The 17,107-nt window shown below is 75.1% G+C and carries 16 protein-coding genes; 10 read left to right on the plus strand and 6 right to left on the minus strand.

Annotated features, from left to right (window positions below):
* Positions 1 to 64: 64 nt before the first annotated feature.
* The gene (locus ACGF15_RS14350) at positions 65 to 943 is read left to right on the plus strand and encodes a helix-turn-helix transcriptional regulator (protein WP_362608234.1); all 879 of its coding nucleotides are present in this window, start codon (positions 65 to 67) and stop codon (positions 941 to 943) included.
* A 14-nt stretch (positions 944 to 957) separates the two neighbouring features.
* On the opposite strand, the gene ACGF15_RS14355 is transcribed toward ACGF15_RS14350, so the two are convergent.
* Complete coding sequence (locus ACGF15_RS14355) at positions 958 to 1,491, minus strand: peptidoglycan-binding protein (protein ID WP_392798945.1); 534 nt, start codon at positions 1,489 to 1,491, stop codon at positions 958 to 960.
* A 153-nt stretch (positions 1,492 to 1,644) separates the two neighbouring features.
* Between ACGF15_RS14355 and ACGF15_RS14360 the strand changes: the two genes are divergently transcribed.
* Positions 1,645 to 2,571: a DUF2690 domain-containing protein gene (locus ACGF15_RS14360; RefSeq protein ID WP_392798948.1), complete on the plus strand. Its 927-nt coding sequence runs from the start codon at positions 1,645 to 1,647 to the stop codon at positions 2,569 to 2,571.
* Between the two features lie 135 nt (positions 2,572 to 2,706).
* Here ACGF15_RS14360 and ACGF15_RS14365 read toward each other — a convergent pair whose 3' ends face one another.
* From ACGF15_RS14365 to ACGF15_RS14380, 4 genes are all read right to left on the minus strand, one after another.
* Positions 2,707 to 4,002: a peptidoglycan-binding protein gene (locus ACGF15_RS14365; protein ID WP_392798951.1), complete on the minus strand. Its 1,296-nt coding sequence runs from the start codon at positions 4,000 to 4,002 to the stop codon at positions 2,707 to 2,709.
* A 395-nt stretch (positions 4,003 to 4,397) separates the two neighbouring features.
* Positions 4,398 to 5,348 carry a hypothetical protein gene (locus tag ACGF15_RS14370; RefSeq protein ID WP_392798954.1) on the minus strand — a complete coding sequence of 317 codons (951 nt, stop codon included), beginning with the start codon at positions 5,346 to 5,348 and terminating at the stop codon, positions 4,398 to 4,400.
* Positions 5,336 to 5,707 carry a peptidase inhibitor family I36 protein gene (locus ACGF15_RS14375; RefSeq protein ID WP_345615071.1) on the minus strand — a complete coding sequence of 124 codons (372 nt, stop codon included), beginning with the start codon at positions 5,705 to 5,707 and terminating at the stop codon, positions 5,336 to 5,338. Before ACGF15_RS14375 ends, ACGF15_RS14370 begins: the two co-directional genes overlap by 13 nt.
* 425 nt (positions 5,708 to 6,132) lie before the next feature.
* A complete protein-coding gene (locus tag ACGF15_RS14380) occupies positions 6,133 to 6,546 on the minus strand; it encodes an arsenate reductase ArsC (protein ID WP_345615008.1) in 414 nt (137 codons plus the stop codon).
* A 91-nt stretch (positions 6,547 to 6,637) separates the two neighbouring features.
* Here ACGF15_RS14380 and ACGF15_RS14385 point away from each other — a divergent pair, with 91 nt between their 5' ends.
* From ACGF15_RS14385 to ACGF15_RS14395, 3 genes are all read left to right on the plus strand, one after another.
* Positions 6,638 to 6,946 carry a metalloregulator ArsR/SmtB family transcription factor gene (locus tag ACGF15_RS14385; protein WP_345615007.1) on the plus strand — a complete coding sequence of 103 codons (309 nt, stop codon included), beginning with the start codon at positions 6,638 to 6,640 and terminating at the stop codon, positions 6,944 to 6,946.
* Entirely contained in the window at positions 6,943 to 8,046 is a 1,104-nt protein-coding gene (arsB, locus tag ACGF15_RS14390; RefSeq protein WP_392798957.1) for an ACR3 family arsenite efflux transporter, read from the plus strand. Before ACGF15_RS14385 ends, arsB begins: the two co-directional genes overlap by 4 nt.
* A 71-nt stretch (positions 8,047 to 8,117) precedes the next feature.
* Complete coding sequence (locus ACGF15_RS14395) at positions 8,118 to 9,233, plus strand: ArsO family NAD(P)H-dependent flavin-containing monooxygenase (protein ID WP_392798960.1); 1,116 nt, start codon at positions 8,118 to 8,120, stop codon at positions 9,231 to 9,233.
* Positions 9,234 to 9,318: 85 nt separating this feature from the next.
* Here the strand turns inward: ACGF15_RS14395 and ACGF15_RS14400 are convergent, their stop codons facing one another.
* Positions 9,319 to 10,023 carry a nitroreductase family protein gene (locus ACGF15_RS14400; RefSeq protein ID WP_392798963.1) on the minus strand — a complete coding sequence of 235 codons (705 nt, stop codon included), beginning with the start codon at positions 10,021 to 10,023 and terminating at the stop codon, positions 9,319 to 9,321.
* A gap of 582 nt (positions 10,024 to 10,605) precedes the next feature.
* Between ACGF15_RS14400 and ACGF15_RS14405 the strand changes: the two genes are divergently transcribed.
* The 5 genes from ACGF15_RS14405 (at position 10,606) to ACGF15_RS14425 (ending at position 16,833) form a co-directional block, all read left to right on the plus strand.
* A complete protein-coding gene (locus ACGF15_RS14405; RefSeq protein WP_392798966.1) occupies positions 10,606 to 12,027 on the plus strand; it encodes a family 2B encapsulin nanocompartment shell protein in 1,422 nt (473 codons plus the stop codon).
* A gap of 364 nt (positions 12,028 to 12,391) precedes the next feature.
* Positions 12,392 to 13,804: a family 2 encapsulin nanocompartment cargo protein terpene cyclase gene (locus tag ACGF15_RS14410; RefSeq protein ID WP_392798969.1), complete on the plus strand. Its 1,413-nt coding sequence runs from the start codon at positions 12,392 to 12,394 to the stop codon at positions 13,802 to 13,804.
* Positions 13,805 to 13,807: 3 nt separating this feature from the next.
* Positions 13,808 to 14,701, plus strand: a complete 894-nt coding sequence (locus ACGF15_RS14415) for a geranyl diphosphate 2-C-methyltransferase (protein WP_345615001.1) — start codon at positions 13,808 to 13,810, stop codon at positions 14,699 to 14,701.
* A gap of 641 nt (positions 14,702 to 15,342) precedes the next feature.
* Positions 15,343 to 16,278: a hypothetical protein gene (locus tag ACGF15_RS14420; protein WP_392798972.1), complete on the plus strand. Its 936-nt coding sequence runs from the start codon at positions 15,343 to 15,345 to the stop codon at positions 16,276 to 16,278.
* A gap of 102 nt (positions 16,279 to 16,380) precedes the next feature.
* Complete coding sequence (locus ACGF15_RS14425; RefSeq protein WP_345614999.1) at positions 16,381 to 16,833, plus strand: peptidase inhibitor family I36 protein; 453 nt, start codon at positions 16,381 to 16,383, stop codon at positions 16,831 to 16,833.
* The last annotated feature ends 274 nt before the right edge of the window (positions 16,834 to 17,107 follow it).

Raw genomic sequence — 17,107 nt, forward strand, 5'->3', positions numbered from 1 at the left:
ACGGCCGGGGAGACTGGACGGAGCCCGGACGAGCACCGCCGAACAAGGGGAGGAACAGGGAATCATGGCGCGTTGGCGTCCACTGCCTGCGGACCTGCCGCCCGAACACCGGCGCCTGGTACTGCGGTTGCGCGTACTCAAGGACCGGGCCGGGGCCAGCCTCACGGCGCTGGCGCACCGGACGTCCCGGAGCCCCTCCTCCTGGCAGCGCTACCTCAACGGTCTCGCGTTCCCCCCGTGGGACGCCGCCGAGGCGCTCGCCGGGCTGACCGGAGTCGACGACGCGGACCGGGTGCGGCTCCGGGTGCTGTGGGAGGCGGCCGAAGCGGTCCGGGCGTCGCCGCCCGCCGCGGAGCGGGAAACACCGGAGCGGGAGACGCCGGAGCCGGAGCCCGGGGTGCCGGAGGCCGTCGCCCCGCCTGCCGGCGGTCCGCAGCCGCACCGCACGCGAGGCGGGCTCGGGGGGATTCCGCTGCGCCTGTGGGCGGGTGTGCTCGTGGCGCTGCTGCTCGCCGCGGCGCTGGCCTCCGTCGCGCCCGAGGGGAGACGCGCGGGCGGGGCATGGCCGGTGGACGTGCGCGCCGAGGCCGCCTCCTCGTGCCGCGGGGACTCCTGCGCGGGGCTCGACGCCCGCCGCACCGGGTGCGTGGAGGACCGGCGCACCCTGGGACGCTACGAGTGGGGGGAGCACCGGGTGGAACTCCTCCACAGTCCGGCGTGCGCCACCGTCTGGGGGGAGGCGGCACCGCCGGCCGGGGTCCGCGGGATCGCCCTGAGCGTGCCCGGAGCGGGGCAGCGGTGGGAGCGCGAGGGGAGCGGGCGTTCCCGGATGCTGCCCGCGCCCGACAGGCTCGGTTCCGGCGTGCAGTTCTGCGCGGTGTTCGACGACGTCCAGACGTGTGTGGACGCGGGAAACCGGGTGCACTCCGGGCCCCTCGGGTAGCGCCGGGCCCGCGGTCACGACCCGGCTGCCTCCTCGCAGCTGCTGAGCGTGGGACGGTCCCTGCGGAGCGGCTTGTGCGTACCGCCGTCCAGGACGCTGTACCGGCCGTCCTGGTCGCGCCGGAACCGCACGGTGTGCTCCGCGCCCTCGTAGTGGATCGCACCGTCCCTGGCGAGGAGCTGCCGGCCGGCGCGGCCGAAGGTCTTCGGGCCGACGATCCCGTCGGCGGCGAGTCCCCGGTTGCTCTGCCAGACACGGGTGGCCTCCACGGTCCTTCCGGCGTAGTGGCAGTCGACGTCGGAGCGCCGCAGGTATCCGTCCGCCCACAGCACCGACTGCCACATCGCCGCCAGGTCGCTGCGGACCGGCAGGTTCTCCCCGAGCAGGCCCTCGTCCTCCCAGTCGTCGCCGGGGTGGCCCTCCCCGGTGACGTGCACCCGGCCGTCGGGGAGGTCCGCGGACGGGGGCGGCGGGGCGGCGGGGGAACAGGCGGTGCCCAGCACCGCCACGCTCGCGACCAGGATCAGGTGCCGTCGGGAAGCAGTCATGCATGCCGTTCTACCGGCGGACCCGCGCACCGCGCAGGTGGCTGTTTTCCGCCAGAGCGCGGCCGCGCGGCGTTCGCCCCCGGGGTGCTGCCCCGCGGCATGGGAGAGTGGGAGGCAGGCCGAGGGACGCGACAGGCCCATGGGGGTGGGGACATGACGGCGCGCAAGGCCGTGCCCGGTGATCTGGAACCCGACGTCCTGCGCTTCGTCGAGGAAGTGCGGCGGACGAAGGAAGCGCTGGGGTGGAGTTTCGCCGCGCTCGCCCGGGCGACCGCGTACAGCAGCAGCTCCTGGGAGCGCTGTCTGAACGGCGGTCATCTGCCGCCGAGATCCGCGGTGGTGGCGCTGGCGCGGCACGCGGGGGACGGCTCCGCGCGGCTGCTGGCACTGTGGGAGCTGGCGGAGCAGGCGGCCAGCGGACGGGGCCGGACGACACCGGCCTCCCCGCCCGCCGCCTCCGGGCCTGAAGCCCCCGCGCCGCCCGCCACCTCCGCACCACCCGCCTCCGCGCCGGTCACGGAAGCGGGCGGGGCCGCCCCGGTGCGCCCCGGGAACCGGCCCCGTGCGCTCGCGGCCGTTCTGCCGGGCGCGGTGGCCGCGGCCGCGGCCGCACTGGTGCTGGCGCTCTGGACGCCGTGGGGGACGGGGGACGGGCAGGGCGAGGGCGCCGCCGTCCGCGAGACCGAGGGCCCCCTGCAGGGGATGGTCGCCCACTGCCACGGTGCTGCCTGCGAAGGACTCGACCCCGTCGAGCAGGGCTGCGGCGGCGACGCCTGGACGGCCGCGGCCGGCCGGGTCGGTCGGGCCCATGTGGAGGTCCGCTACAGCAGCGTGTGCCGCGCGGCATGGGCCAGGATGACCTGGGCCGCACCCGGTGACGAGGTGACGGCCGTGTCCGGGGGCCGCACCCACGCGGCCACGGTGCCCGGGGACCGCACCCGCGCCGCCTTCACGGCGATGCTCGGCGTGCCCACCCCCTCCGAGGTGCGGGCCTGCTGGCGGACGGCGGACGGCGAGGAGGGCTGCACCGGCGCCGGGGGCGACGAACCCCTGCCCGAACCCTCGCCGGTCCCGGGGTGAGCGGCCGGCGCGGCCGGAACCGGGTGCCCGCGGCGCGCTCGCGGCCCGGCGACCGGCCCCGCCGCCGGGACCGGTCGCCGGGCTCCGCGGACGACCCGGGGTCACCTGCCGGTCACCTGCGGAGCATCCGGGCGCTCACGGCCGGACGTGCCCGTAGATCCCGGCGGTGGCGGGGTCGATCGTGCGGCGCGTCACCGCGTCCCGGACGTTTCCGCCGATCACGGTGAGCCTCCCGTCCGCGTGGACCTTCTCGACCAGGTCCACGTGGGTGCTGGTCGACACGGAGGACGGGCCGCTGCCGTACAGGACGGCGTCCCCCGCGCGGACCCCGTCGTAGCCCCAGGAGGAGTGGCCGTTGCCCAGGCCCCAGTTGAACCAGGCACCGGTGAACGCGTAGGTGGGGACGTCCACTCCGGCCTTCTGCCACACCCAGGTGCCGAACATGGCGCACCAGGCGTCGCACCAGCCGTAGGGGTTGCAGTTGGCGCCCCATTCGCGCACGCCGAGCTGGCTGCGGGCGGTGTCGACGATCCTCTCGCGCGTGGAGCCCGCCGCCGGGGGGAGCGGGTCGGCGCCCGCGTCCCCGCCGCCGCAGGACATGGTCCGGTCGATGCCCATGGCGCGCATGGTCACCGGGCCCGCCGCCCCGTCCGCGGCCAGCCCGTTGGCCCGCTGGTACCGCTCCACGGCGGATCGGGTGCCGGGGCCGTAGGCCCCGTCCGCGGCGGCGCCCGCCTTCTGCTGGACGCGGCGCACCTGCCGTGCCATGCGCGAGTCGGTGACGGGCCCGGCGACGCCGTCCACGGCGATGCAGGCGTCGCGCTGGAAGGCGCGCAGGGAGTCCCGGGTCTGCGGGCCGCTGATGCCGTCCACACCGGACCAGGGCAGGTAGCCCATGCCCGCCAGGTTCCACTGGACCTGGAGCGCATGCGAGGACGGGTAGGGCAGCCCGCCGCCTCCTTCTCCGTCCCCGCCGCCTCCGCAGTCCCCTCGGGCGATGCCCATGGCGGCCATGGTCCTCGGCCCGGCGATCCCGTCCTCCAGCAGGCCCTGGGCGCGCTGGTAGGCGAGCACCGCCGACCGCGTCGCGCCCCCGTAGAGCCCGTCCGCCGCGGCTCCGGCCGCGCGCTGCACCGCGGTGACCTTCCCCGTCAGCGCGGATCCGGTCCGCGGTCCGGCGATTCCGTCCACGGGCAGGCAGTTCTCCGTCTGAAAGGCCCGCACCGCCGCCGCGGTGACCGGGCCGGCGATGCCGTCCACCCCGTTCGCGGGCAGGTAGCCCAGACCGGCGAGGTTCATCTGCACATGGCGCACCGTGGACGACGGCGCGGCCGCGGCCGGGGCCGCGGCGGCGACCAGACCGGTCAGGAGCAGCAGCAGGGCCAGCAGCGCCGAGCCCCCGCGGGCTCGCGGCCGGGCCGGCCCCGGCACGGCCCCCGCCGTGTGCCGTGGCCTCGTGTGCCGTGCCGCCGTGTGCCGGGCGCCGTCCGGCGCGGAGGGGGCGGACCTGTGGGTGCCGCGCCCGGGGGCGCGCCGCGTGCCCCGGGGCCGCATCGCGTTCGCTCGCACTGCGTGGGTTCCTTCCGACGGGATCCTTGGACCCGACGCAGCGTGCCACCGGCCCCCGGGCGCACGGCAGTTCCCCGGCACAGGGCGGGACGTCCCGGGACGCCGACCGGCCTGGCCTGCGGTGATCCGCCGCACCCCGGTGACGGGCGGGACGCGGGAACCGCCCCGGGCCCGGGGCCGCCGAGGACACGACCGTGCTCGTCCCCTCCCCGCCGCCCCGCCCGCCGGGGCGACGACCGCCCTGCCCGGAGCGGGGCCTATCCCGCCGTGCGGGCACCGGCGGTGGCGGCCACCGCCCGCTGCTTCATGCCCCGGAACCGCTCCAACCGGCCGGCCAGCCCGGGATCCCGCTGCAACTCGGCCTGCTCGGCGCGCCGCTGGGCCTGCTCGGCGGCGTCGTGCAGGCGGACCTCCCGCTCGCACGCCCAGTCCCGGGACGCGGTCTCGATCTCGGTCCGTCCCAGTGCGGTCAGTTCCGAGGCCGTCTCCGCCCGCTCGGCACGACGTGCCAGCGCGGCCCTGGGCGCCTGCAGATCGGGGTAGTCGTACCCCCGGCCGGCCATGCAGTCGGACCACTCGGCCACCGCCCTGCGGTAACCCGCGTCCTTCCGGACGGAGTCGACCACCCGGTTCGTGGCGGCCTCGGCACCCAGCAGGGCCTCCTCCCAGCCCCGGCCGTACACCTCCGCGCGCCCCCGTGCGGCACAGGAGTCCGGGTCGTACCGGACGGCGGGAGCGTCGGGAACGGTGATCTGCCGCATCGTCTCCGGGCGGCCGAGAAGGGCTCCGCGCCACCGGTCCGCCTGGTCCGCGCCCATCGACGCCAGCAGCCCGGCGTTGGCGTCGGGGGGCGGCCCGGTCCCGCCCGAGAGGATCTCGCCGACGATGCCGTACCCGTCGCTGCGCGCCCTCGCCCCGGTCAGCAGCCCGTAGGGGCTGGCCGAGGCTTCCCTCCGGGTGTCGGCGGCCGGTTGCGGCAGGTACTCCAACCGGCGGGTGCGCATGCACGCGGCCACTTCCCGCTGGACCGCCTCGTGGAGGCGGGCCTGCTCGTCCGCCGTGAACCGAGCGGCTCCCGACCAGGGCCGGACCCCGGAGTCGTCCCGCTGGTGGTCGGCCGCGCCGCCGGCGCAGCCGACCACCAGCAGGGACAGGGCCAGGCCGGTGAGAACGGCCGGCCGGAGCCGCTCGGGCGTCAGACGCACCACTTGTTGGAGTGGATGCCGTTCTTCAGCTGGCCGTAGTCGTTGAGGTCGTAGAGCGCCGCACCCCGGTTGATCGTCCAGTAGGAACCGGTGTAGTTGCGCTCGCTGAAGACGCGCACGTTGCAGCTGTTGCCGTTGTTCCACGCGGAGTCCGCGTACCGGAACTTGGTGTACTGGGTGGTGTTGGTGTTGTCGCCGGCCACCTTGCCCGGGCTTCCGCCGGTGCCGTTCGTGCCCAGGTAGGCGCACAGGTAGCCCTTCGGGCAGTCGGACCAGGCCGCGTTCGCCGGTGCGGCCGTGCCCAGCAGCACTCCTGCCGCCAGCGCGGTGCCTCCCAGGGTGGCAACTGCCTTGCCGATCATGCGGTTCACAGACACTCCTTCGCGGTTTCGCGAGCCTGCCCGAGGGGCGGGCCGCGGACGGGCGCACCGGCGCGGCGCCCCGGCCGGTGACCGCAGCGAGCGGTCCTCGCTCGCTGCCGGACGGCAACGCTGCCTGCGCGCTCCGCCTCCCACCAGAGCGGTGGGACGTCCCGGGACGTCCCGGGGGAACGCCTCTGCCCGGCCTGCGGCGAGGGGGTGCGTGGCGGCACTCCCCGGGACGGCGGCGGGCGACGGGCGCACCGACGGCCCCGGCGGCCCCGGCGGCCCCGACGGCGCCCGGTGCCGCCGGTCCGCCTCGGGCGCGCCCCGCCGGGGCCGTGCCGGCGGGGGCGGCGGCCCGGTGCCGTGCCCCGCGGCCGCCCGCTCCGGACCGGCGCCGGGGGCGGCGGCGTTCCGCGCACCGCTCAGGCCGTGGCCTCCGGGGCGATCTCCTCGATCAGGTCCTCGACGAGCTTCCTGATCGCGTCGCGGATCGGGCGGACGGCCTCGACGCCCTGGCCCGCCGGGTCCTCCAGGACCCAGTCGAGGTAGCGCTTGCCGGGGAAGACCGGGCAGGTGTCGCCGCAGCCCATGGTGATGCAGACATCGGACGCCTTGACGGCGTCGACCGTGAGGATCTTGGGCGTCTCGGCGGTGATGTCGATGCCGACCTCGTGCATCGCCTCGACCGCGGCCGGGTTGACCCGGTCGGCGGGGGCGGAGCCGGCGGAGCGGACCTCGACGCGGTCCCCGGCCAGGTGGGACAGCCACGCGGCGGCCATCTGGGAGCGGCCCGCGTTGTGGACGCAGACGAACAGGACGGAGGGCTTCTGGGGCACGGCGGGTCTCTCTCCACTCGCGGCGGCATCAGGCGCCACGGAAACCAGCACCTGGTGGTGTCATCCACCACTGATGTGACAGTATCAGTCCATGCTGACGTCAGTCGACACTGAGTTGATGCGGGTGCTGGGCGACCCCCTGCGCCTGCGCATCGTGACCCTGCTCGCCCGCGAGACGCTGTGCACCACCCATCTGGTGGAGGAGACCGGGGCCCGGCAGACCAACCTCTCCAACCACCTGAGGGTCCTGCGCGAGGCGGGCGTGGTGGAGACTGAGCCCTGCGGGCGCTTCACCTACTACAAGCTCCGCCCCGACGTCATCGCCTCCCTCGCAGGCCAGTTCGCCGAGCTGGCCGCGTCCGCCCGTACCGCAGCCGAGAACAAGAGGGCCTGCCCGTGACCCCCACCCAAGCGCCCGCCCCGACCGGGGAGACCTCGGTCGTCGCGAGACTCTCGACGCTCGACCGCTTCCTCGCCGCCTGGATCCTCCTGGCCATGGGCCTCGGTCTGGGTCTGGGCCGCCTCGTCCCCGGGCTGAACGACGCGCTCGCCGAGGTCGAGATCGGCGGCATCTCCCTGCCCATCGCCGCCGGCCTGCTGATCATGATGTACCCGGTGCTGGCCAAGGTGCGCTACGACAGGCTCGACGCGGTCACCGGCGACCGCAAGCTGATGATCTCCTCGCTGGTCGTCAACTGGGTCCTCGGCCCGGCGATCATGTTCGCGCTCGCCTGGATCTTCCTGCCGGACCTGCCCGAGTACCGCACCGGCCTGATCATCGTCGGCCTGGCCCGCTGCATCGCCATGGTCATCATCTGGAACGACCTGGCCTGCGGCGACCGCGAGGCCGCCGCCGTCCTCGTCGCCCTCAACTCCGTCTTCCAGGTCATCGCCTTCGGCCTGCTGGGCTGGTTCTACCTCGACCTCCTCCCGGGCTGGCTGGGGCTGGGCGCGGGCGAGGCGCTGGACATCTCGATGTGGCAGATCGCGCTCAACGTCGTCATCTTCCTCGGCGTCCCGCTCCTGGCCGGCTTCCTGACCCGCCGCATCGGTGAGAAGAGGATGGGCCGCGAGTCGTACGAGACGGCGTTCCTGCCGAGGATCGGGCCGTGGGCGCTGTACGGCCTGCTGTTCACGATCGTCATCCTCTTCGCCCTGCAGGGGAAGACCATCACCTCCCAGCCCCTGGACGTGGCCCGGATCGCGCTCCCGCTGCTCGTGTACTTCGCGGTCATGTGGTTCGGCACGTTCCTGCTCGGCAAGGCCATCGGCCTGACCTACGACCGCACGGCCACGCTGGCCTTCACCGCGGCGGGCAACAACTTCGAACTCGCCATCGCGGTCGCCATCGCCACCTTCGGCGTCACCTCCGGCCAGGCACTCTCCGGCGTCGTCGGCCCGCTGATCGAGGTCCCCGTCCTCGTGGCACTGGTGTACGTCTCGCTGGCCTGGCGGAAGAAGTTCCCCGCCCCGGCGCCCACCACCCCCCAGGGGACGTAGGCCCTCGCACGGCACCGGCCGCCCCGCCCCTCCCGGGCGGGGCGGCCCCGGAGGAAGGGATCACGGGAGCCATGGGAAGGCACCTCGACGTGGTCGTCATCGGCGGCGGCCAGGCCGGACTCGCGGCGGGCTACCACCTGCGCCGCCTCGGCCTGGACTTCGTCGTTCTGGACGCCCAGGCCGCCCCCGGCGGGGCCTGGCAGCACACCTGGGACTCCCTCCGCCTCTTCTCCCCGGCCGCCCACTCCTCCCTGCCGGGCCGGATCATGCCGCCGCAGCCCGGGGCGGCCTACCCCGACGCCGCCCATGTCGTCGACTACCTGGCCGACTACGAGCAGCGCTACGACCTGCCCGTCGTCCGCCCCGTCCGGGTCGAGGCGGTCCACCGCCACGGCGACGTCCTGCGCCTGGAGAGCACGAGCGGGACCTGGCACGCCCGCACCGTCATCAGCGCCACCGGCACCTGGCGGCGCCCCTTCGTGCCCGCCGTCCCCGGACGGGCGCGGTTCCGGGGCACCCAGCTCCACACCGTCGGCCACCGCCGCCCCGCCGACCTCGCCGGACGGCGCGTGATCGTCGTCGGCGGCGGGAACTCCGGCGCCCAGATCGCCGCCGACCTCGCGTACGGCACCGACCTCACCTGGGTCACCCGGCGCCCGCCCCGCTTCCTCGCCGACGAGATCGACGGCCGCGCCCTCTTCGACGCGGCGACCGCCCGGCGCCGCGCCCTCGACGAAGGGCGTGCGGACACCGGCGGCGTCGCCTCCCTCGGCGACATCGTCGCCGTACCGCCCGTCCGCGAAGCCCGCGACCGCGGACTTCTCCAAGCCCGGCCGATGTTCGCCCGCCTCACCGCCACCGGTGCCGAGTGGGCCGACGGAACCCGGGCCGAGGCGGACGCGATCGTCTGGTGCACCGGCTTCCGCCCCGCGCTCTCCCCTCTCGCCCCGCTCGGCCTGCGCGGACCCCGTGGCCGGATCGCCACCGCCGGTACGCAGGCGCTGGCCGAACCGCGGCTCCACCTCCTCGGCTACGGCGACTGGACCGGCCCCGCCTCCGCCACCCTCGTCGGCGTCGGACGCCCCGCCCGCGAAGCCGCCCGTGCGATCGCGGAACGGCTCGACGTACGCCGACCGGCCGGAACCCGCCCCCGGCGGACCGCCGCGGCGGCCCGGCCCGGCCGCTGAGCGGTCCCCGGGCACCGGCGCGCGCGGCGGCCCGGCACATCGGGCCCGGCCCTCCGGCAGCCTGCGCCGAGGCCGCAGCCCTCCGTCAGATCTCCACCATCACCTGGTCCAGCGCCTTCCGCCGCAGGTCCGGCACCTGGCAGTCCTCCGCCGGGTAGCCCACCGGGATCACCGCGAAGGCCTTCTCGTTCTCCGGTCGCTCCAGCGCCTGGGAGAGGAAGCGCATCGGGCTCGGCGTGTGGACCAGCGCGGCGAGGCCCGACAGGTGCAGGGCGGACAGCAGCATGCCGACCGCTATGCCCACGGACTCGTCCACGTAGTAGTGCTTCCGCTTCTCGCCGTCCTCGCCCAGCCAGTACCGCTGCTGGAAGACCACGATCAGCGCCGGGGCGTCCGTGAGATGCGTCTTCACCGCGTCCGTGCCCAGCGGGCGCAGGGCGGCGAGCCACTCCTCGCCGAGTCTGCCGTCGTAGGAGGTCCGCTCCTCGCGCTCGGCCTCCTCCCGGATGCGACTGCGGATCCGCGGGTCCCTGACCAGGACGAAGGTCCAGGGCTGCTGGTGGGCGCCGGAGGGCGCCGTGGCCGCGCAGGCGATCGCGTCCCGTACGACCTGGTCCGGCACGGGGTCGGACGAGAACCGGCGTACCGTGCGCCGCTGCCGCATCCGGTCGCGCAGCTCCGCCGAGCGGGTCAGGGACTCCGCGGGCTCCATACGCTCCGGGCGGTAGGGGACCGGCCGGTAGGGGGCGCCGTGGGTGGGCTCCCAGCGCTCTTCGATGGTGGCTGTCATGAGGGAGAGTCTGGTGTCAGCGGCCCCGGGTTCCAAGGGTGCGGACGGACCGGAAGCGGCAGCCGCGCCTCCGCGCCTCCGCGCCTCCGCGCCTCCGTGCCTCCGCGTCCCGCCGGGCCCCGGGCGGACGCGGGAACCCCGGCGGCTGCGGGAGCCGGGCCCCGGGCCGCCGCACCGGTCGACGCGCCGCGCCCCGTCTCACGGCGCGCCCGCCCCGCACCCGGGCCGCGCCGCCCCGGACGTCTGCGGGGGCATCGCCCGCCCGGCGGGCTTCGCCCCTTCCGGTGCCGGTGGCGGTGCCGGTGGCGGTGGCGGAGACGGCCGCGCGCCGCCGCGTCCCCTTCCGGTCGGCCGCCGTCCTCCGTCGCCTTATCACCTCGCGGGCGGCCACGCGACCGAGACCTCGAACATGATCATCATATTGAGGTAATGCCCTCGGAATCTCTGGACCTGCCCGACTGACGGGCCGTTACTGTTCCCCCGGATCTGGACGCGAGGTCCAGGCACCTTCCTCCTTTCCTCCTCTTTGGCAGGCCGGCCGTCCCGTGCCGTCCGCACACCCCCGAAGGAGAGCTCGCCCCGATGACCGTCGAAACCAGCCCGGAAGCCCAGCCTCCCGCCCAGGCGGCGCCCCCGCAGCAGTCCCTCGGCACCGCAGCCGCCCGCAAGCTCGCCAGTACGACCAAGTCCGCGCCGCAGATGCAGGAGATCACCTCCCGCTGGCTGCTGCGCATGCTCCCCTGGGTGGAGACCAAGGGCGGCACGTACCGGGTCAACCGCAGGCTCAGCTACACCGTCGGCGACGGGCGCGTCGAGTTCGTCCAGGACGGCGCCCGGGTCCGCGTCATCCCCCGCGAGCTCGGCGAACTCGCCCTGCTGCGGGGCTTCGAGGACGATGCCGCCCTCGCCGCCCTCGCCGACCGCTGCACGCAGCGCGACTTCACCGCAGGCGAGGTGCTCGCCGAACGCGGTGCCCCCGCAGGGGAGATCCACCTGATCGCCCACGGCCGCGTCAGCCAGTCCTCCGAGGGCCCGTACGGCGACGGCATCAGGATCGCGGTCCTCGCCGACGGCGACCGCTTCGGCGAGAACGCCCTCCTCGACGCCGACGCCACCTGGGACTACACCGCGAAGGCGGAGACCTCCGGCACCCTCCTCACCCTCTCCCGCGCGGACTTCGCCGCCGTCCAGGCCTCCTCGCCCGCCCTCCAGGCCCACATCGAGGCCTTCAGCTCACTGCCGAACCAGCGTCAGAACCGGCACGGCGAGGCCGAGATCGCCATGTCGGCCGGCCATGTCGGCGAGGCCGTGCTCCCCGGTGCCTTCGTGGACTACGAGGTCAACCCGCGCGAGTACGAACTCTCCGTCGCCCAGACCGTCCTGAGGATCCACACCCGGGTCGCCGACCTCTACAACGGGCCGATGAACCAGACGGAGGAGCAGCTCCGGCTCACCATCGAGGCGCTGCGCGAGCGCCAGGAGCACGAACTGGTCAACAACCGCGAGTTCGGGCTGCTGCACAACGCCGACTTCAAGCAGCGGATCCAGACCCACTCCGGCCCGCCCACCCCGGACGACATGGACGAGCTGCTCTGCCGGCGCCGCGGCACGAAGCTCTTCCTCGCCCACCCGCGGACGATCGCCGCGATCGGGCGCGAGTTCAACGCCCGCGGTCTGTACCCGGACCACGTCGACCTCGGCGGCCAGCAGGTCCCGGCCTGGCGCGGTGTCCCGATCCTGCCCTGCAACAAGATCCCGATCACCAGGGAGCAGACCAGCTCCATCATCGCCATGCGCACCGGCGAGGAGAACCAGGGCGTCATCGGACTGCGCCAGACCGGCCTGCCCGAGGAGTACGAACCCGGCCTCTCCGTCCGCTTCATGGGCATCAGCGAGCAGGCGATCATGTCGTACCTGGTCACCACGTACTACTCGGCCGCCGTCCTCGTGCCCGACGCGCTCGGCGTGATGGAGAACGTGCAGATCGCCCGCAGGCGCGACTGAGAGCCGCCCCGTCGTCCCCGGCGGGCGCACGACGACGGCCGCGGCGTGTTCCCCGGCGTCCTCGCGTCGCCCGTGCGCACCCGGCGCCAAGGCGGCCCGGCGCGGTGCGACGCACCGCGTCCGGGGCCGCGCGCCGGTCCTCCGGGGATGACGGGGCAGCCCCAGGGCCCGGCGCCGGGTCACCCCCCGCCGCCCCCGCGCCCGGCACGCACGCCTCGCCCCGTCCGGTCCCACCGCGGGGACGGGCGGCACGTCGACGACTCACCCCGGAGGAAGCGCCGGACGGCTCCGGCAGCCCGGGTCCACCCGACGGGGCGCGTTCGCCTCCGGCTCCGGCCACCCCCACCCGCACAAGGAGCTACGGATGCCCGATCCTGACCTCTCCCCACCGCAGTCGAGCGTGCCCGCGGCGGCGGCCCGCCTCGGCTCCCGCTCCCCGGCAGGGAGCCCCGCCCCCTCCGGAGGCGCACCGGGCGGGGCGCTCCCCGCCGAGGCGCCTGCGACGGCTCCTCCGGCGCCGTACGCCCTTCCGACAGGGGGGCAGCCGCTGGTGTCCGCGGCGGCAGCGGCGCCCCCGGCCGCGCCGGAGGACGCGGCCGCCGCGACCGCCCCGGCGCCGGTCGCCGCCCCGGCAGCGGTCGCCGCTCCTGCGGGGGCCGCGCTCGAACGGATCCTGCGCGGACCCAGCGGCCTGGGGACGGCCGCTCTCTCCCTCGCCCGGAGCGCGGGGGCACCGGCCTCCCCCGCACCGGCCTCCCTCGCACCGGGCGCGGCAGGAGCCGCAGGAGCGGAGGCCGCGGGACGGCCGATCCCCGGCCTCTACTTCCACTCCGTCCCCGATCCCGACCCCGCCCGGGTGGCCGAGGTCAGCCGCCGGGTCAAGGACTGGGCGGTGGACGAGGTCCAGCTGTTCCCCGAGGAGTGGGAGGGCCAGTTCGACGGCTTCTCCGTCGGGCGCTACATGGTGGCCTGCCACCCCGACGCGCCGACGGTCGACCACCTGATGCTCGCCACCCGGCTCATGATCGCGGAGAACGCGGTCGACGACTGCTACTGCGAGGACCACGGCGGCTCGCCCGTCGGTCTCGGCGGACGCCTGCTCCTCGCGCACACCGCCCTCGACCCCCTGCACACCACCGCCGAGTACGCCCCGGCGTGGACGGAGTCACTGGCCTCGGACGCGCCCCGGCGGGCGTACCGCAGCGCCATGGACCACTTCGTGCGCTCCTCCACCCCCTCCCAGGCGGACCGCTACCGGCACGACATGGCCCGCCTCCACCTGGGCTACCTCGCCGAGGCGGCCTGGGCCGAGACCGGCCACACCCCGCAGGTGTGGGAGTACCTGGCGATGCGCCAGTTCAACAACTTCCGCCCCTGCCCGACCATCACCGACTCCGTCGGGGGCTACGAACTCCCGGCGGACCTGCACGCACGCCCCGACATGCAGCGGGTCATCGCGCTCGCCGGCAATGCGACCACCCTCGTCAACGACCTGTACTCCTACACCAAGGAGCTCGCCGCCCCCGGTCGGCACCTCAACCTGCCGGTCGTGCTCGCCGAACGGGAGAAGCTCTCCGAGCGCGACGCCTACCTGAAGGCCGTCGAGGTCCACAACGACCTCATGCACGCCTTCGAAGCCTCCGCGGCGGAGCTGGCAGCCGCCTGCCCCGTCCCCACCGTGCTGCGCTTCCTCAAGGGCGTGGCCGCCTGGGTCGACGGCAACCACTACTGGCACCAGACCAACACCTACCGATACAGCCTGCCCGACTTCTGGTGAGAAATGGATTCCTCAGTGACTACCGAGCTGACCTCCGCCGACGCCCCTTCCGTGTTCATCCCGGGCCCGGCCACCCCCTACCAGGGAGACATCGCCCGCTACTGGAACAACGAGGCCCGGCCGGTGAACCTGCGCCTCGGAGACGTGGACGGGCTGTACCACCACCACTACGGCATCGGCGCCGTCGACCACGCCGCGCTCGGCGACCCCCAGGCCCCGGGGTACGAGCAGCGACTGATCGCCGAGCTGCACCGGCTGGAGTCGGCGCAGGCCGAGACCCTCCTGGACCACCTCGGCCCCGTCACCCCCGCCGACACACTCGTCGACGCCGGCTGCGGCCGCGGCGGCACGAGCGTCATGGCCCACCAGCGCTTCGGCTGCCGGGTCGAGGGCGTCACCCTCTCCTCCGCACAGGCCGACTTCGGCAACCGCCGGGCGAAGGAGCTCGGCATCGAGGACCAGGTACGCGCCCGGGTCTGCAACATGCTCGACACCCCCTTCGACAAGGGCAGCATCGCGGCGTCGTGGAACAACGAGTCCACCATGTACGTCGACCTGGACGACCTCTTCGCCGAGCACGCGCGCCTGCTCAGGCCCGGCGGACGGTACGTGACGGTCACCGGCTGCTGGAACCCGCGCTACGGCCAGCCCTCGAAGTGGGTCTCACAGATCAACGCCCACTTCGAGTGCAACATCCACTCCCGCCGGGAGTACCTGCGGGCCATGGCCGACAACCGCCTCGTCCCGCAGGCCGTCGTCGACCTGACCCCGGACACGCTGCCCTACTGGGAGCTCCGCGCCACGTCCTCGCTGGTCACGGGTATCGAGGAGGCGTTCATCGAGTCGTACCGGGACGGCTCCTTCCAGTACGTCCTGATCGCGGCCGACCGCGTCTGACCCCTTCGGTCCCCCACGCGCCCCGGGGTCCGGGCCCGCCCGCGGCGGCGGACCCGGACCTCCCGCCCGCGCGAGCCCCCCGCGGTGGCCGGCGGGAGGCGGCGCGTCCGCCGCCTCCCGCCCACCCGGCCCCGGCCGCGGGGGAGGGGCTCGCCGGGGGAGCGGCGGCGAGGACGACGCGCGGACCATGCCGCTCCCGGCGCCGCCGCGGGGCTCGGAGCAGCCGCACAGGGTGCCCGGCCGTTTCCCCTTCCGGCCCTCGGGGGCCGGCGCTTGTGGTCGGGCCCTCGGGGTCCGGCTCACGCCCGGACCCACCGGCGGTGCCGCACCCACGCCCGTGCTGGGCTTCCGCGCCACCCTCCCCCCGACCGCACCGCGCGCGGCGTCCCCCGCGGCCCCCCGCCTCCCTCTGCCCGCCCCGCCGCACAGACGCCCCCGCCGCCCTGCCGACCGGCCCGCCCCTTCGCCCCCACCCCCCGCGCGCGTTGCCTCCCGTCCTGCGTCTCCCCAGGCCGGACGCGGTTTCCCGGCCACGCGCCCGGGAGGCAACGGGAAACCCGTCCACCTCGGAGGGCAACCGGGCAACGCTGGATGCATCAGCCCACGGCACGACGCAGCCGCGAGCCCGAACGGGGGGACCCATGAAACGCAGACTCCTGCCGCTGTGCGCGCTCGCCGTGGCCGTGGCGGCCACCGCGAGCGGCTGCACCGACGGCACCGGTGCGCACGGTCCCGGCCCTGCCGCCGCGGCCGACCGCCAGGTCCGGCAGCAGCAGCTGACCTGGCGGCAGGAGGTGCGCATCGCGGACGCCCGGCAGCGTCTGACGAAGCAGTGCATGAACCGCCACGGCTTCGACTACTGGGAGGACCGCACCCTGACCCTGCGCGAGAGCCGGCCGGTGCGCTACGTCCAGGACGACGTGGCGTGGGCCCGTGCCCACGGCTACGGCGGCCGGATCGCCGCCAAACACGCCCGCGTCCGCGAGCGCAACCCCATCGGCACCTACCGGCAGAGCCTTTCCGCACCCCGTCGCGCCGCCTTCGACACCGCGCTCGACGGCGGTGACGACGCCCGCATGCTCGCGGCACCCCTGCCCGGAGGCGGCGAGATCCGCAAGCGCCTCGGCGGCTGCACCGAGGAGGCCGAGCGCACGCTCTACGGCGACCCGGAGGAATGGTTCCGCACCGGCAAGGTGGTCTCCGGCCTGCGCGCCCTCTACGGCGGGGAGCTGATGGCGGACTCCCGGCTCACCTCGGCGATCCGGGCGTGGTCCCGGTGCATGAAGCGGGCCGGACACCCCTACGGGGACCCCCCGGCGGCCCGGGAGGCCGTCAGGACCCACACCGTCCGGCTGGGCGCGGCCCGCGCGGACGAGGCGTTCACCGCCGAGCGGAGGACCGCCGTGGCGGACGCGCTCTGCGCCCGCGAGACGTCCCTGCGGGCCGTGGCCTCGGCCCGGGAGACGTACTACGAAGACCGCCTGCGCGACCGGTTCGGGCCGGACGTCGACACCCACCGCGACCTCGCTCGGCAGGCCTACGACCGGGCGGTGCGCATCGTCCCGGAGCGCGACTGACCGGCTCGCGCCCCGGGCGTGCATCGCCCACCGGTGGGAGCGGGGCCACCGCCCGGCGCACCACCACCACTCATGCACCACCGACGAAACGAGGGAATCACCATGCGCATGTTCACCGCCGCGGCAGCGCTCGCCGGGCTCACCGCCCTGGGCGTCACCGTCCCCGCCACCACCGCGCAGGCCGCCGGGAGCGTTGCCGCCGGCCCCGTCTGCAACAGCAAGTGGGGCCCCCGCAACGGCCACATGTACGCCTGGCAGGACCTGGACTGCACGGGCACCCTGCTGATCAGCACGGCGGGCAACAGCAGTTGGTGGGGGGCCGGCAACGACAAGGCCACGTCCGTCATGAACCGCGGCTACGTCGGCAGCCTGGACCACGTCAAGTTCTACGAGCACATCAACCACGGCGGCGGCTACTCCTGTCTCGCACCGGGCGAGCTGTACGCGGACAACCTGACCGACAACCGGCTGAGCAACGGTGTCGGCGCGAACGACACCATCACCTCCCACAAGTGGGTGAACGGCGGCGACTGCAACGGTCACTTCCTGACCTGAACCCATCGCCCGGCGCGGGCGGCCCGGGCCGCCCCGGCCGTCCCGCGCCCGGAGGAAGGGACCTGCCGTCCCGACCCGGGACGCACCGGGCACCGGGACCACGCCCGGCGCACGAGCGGCGGCCGCGACCACCGCTGAGCCGACACCGCAGGGAACGCCCGGACCGCCGACGCGCGGTTCCGGGCGTTCGTCGTTTTTCGCCCCTACGAGTGAACGGCTTGGCCGCCCCGACAACCCCCGCAGTAGCCTGGAACTCCGCCGTCTCGCGGCCCGT

This window comes from Streptomyces sp. NPDC048001 (genome assembly GCF_043203115.1).
Lineage (GTDB): Bacteria > Actinomycetota > Actinomycetes > Streptomycetales > Streptomycetaceae > Streptomyces > Streptomyces sanyensis.

What these genes read in the sequence shown, in the direction of transcription:
- ACGF15_RS14385 (WP_345615007.1), top strand. Translation starts at nt 6,638, where the DNA reads ATGCTGACGTCAGTCGACACTGAGTTGATGCGGGTGCTGGGCGACCCC.
- ACGF15_RS14355 (WP_392798945.1), bottom strand. Translation starts at nt 1,491, where the DNA reads ATGACTGCTTCCCGACGGCACCTGATCCTGGTCGCGAGCGTGGCGGTG.
- ACGF15_RS14425 (WP_345614999.1), top strand. Translation starts at nt 16,381, where the DNA reads ATGCGCATGTTCACCGCCGCGGCAGCGCTCGCCGGGCTCACCGCCCTG.
- ACGF15_RS14360 (WP_392798948.1), top strand. Translation starts at nt 1,645, where the DNA reads ATGACGGCGCGCAAGGCCGTGCCCGGTGATCTGGAACCCGACGTCCTG.
- ACGF15_RS14350 (WP_362608234.1), top strand. Translation starts at nt 65, where the DNA reads ATGGCGCGTTGGCGTCCACTGCCTGCGGACCTGCCGCCCGAACACCGG.
- ACGF15_RS14395 (WP_392798960.1), top strand. Translation starts at nt 8,118, where the DNA reads ATGGGAAGGCACCTCGACGTGGTCGTCATCGGCGGCGGCCAGGCCGGA.
- ACGF15_RS14415 (WP_345615001.1), top strand. Translation starts at nt 13,808, where the DNA reads ATGGATTCCTCAGTGACTACCGAGCTGACCTCCGCCGACGCCCCTTCC.
- ACGF15_RS14375 (WP_345615071.1), bottom strand. Translation starts at nt 5,707, where the DNA reads ATGATCGGCAAGGCAGTTGCCACCCTGGGAGGCACCGCGCTGGCGGCA.
- ACGF15_RS14400 (WP_392798963.1), bottom strand. Translation starts at nt 10,023, where the DNA reads ATGACAGCCACCATCGAAGAGCGCTGGGAGCCCACCCACGGCGCCCCC.
- ACGF15_RS14410 (WP_392798969.1), top strand. Translation starts at nt 12,392, where the DNA reads ATGCCCGATCCTGACCTCTCCCCACCGCAGTCGAGCGTGCCCGCGGCG.
- ACGF15_RS14405 (WP_392798966.1), top strand. Translation starts at nt 10,606, where the DNA reads ATGACCGTCGAAACCAGCCCGGAAGCCCAGCCTCCCGCCCAGGCGGCG.
- ACGF15_RS14420 (WP_392798972.1), top strand. Translation starts at nt 15,343, where the DNA reads ATGAAACGCAGACTCCTGCCGCTGTGCGCGCTCGCCGTGGCCGTGGCG.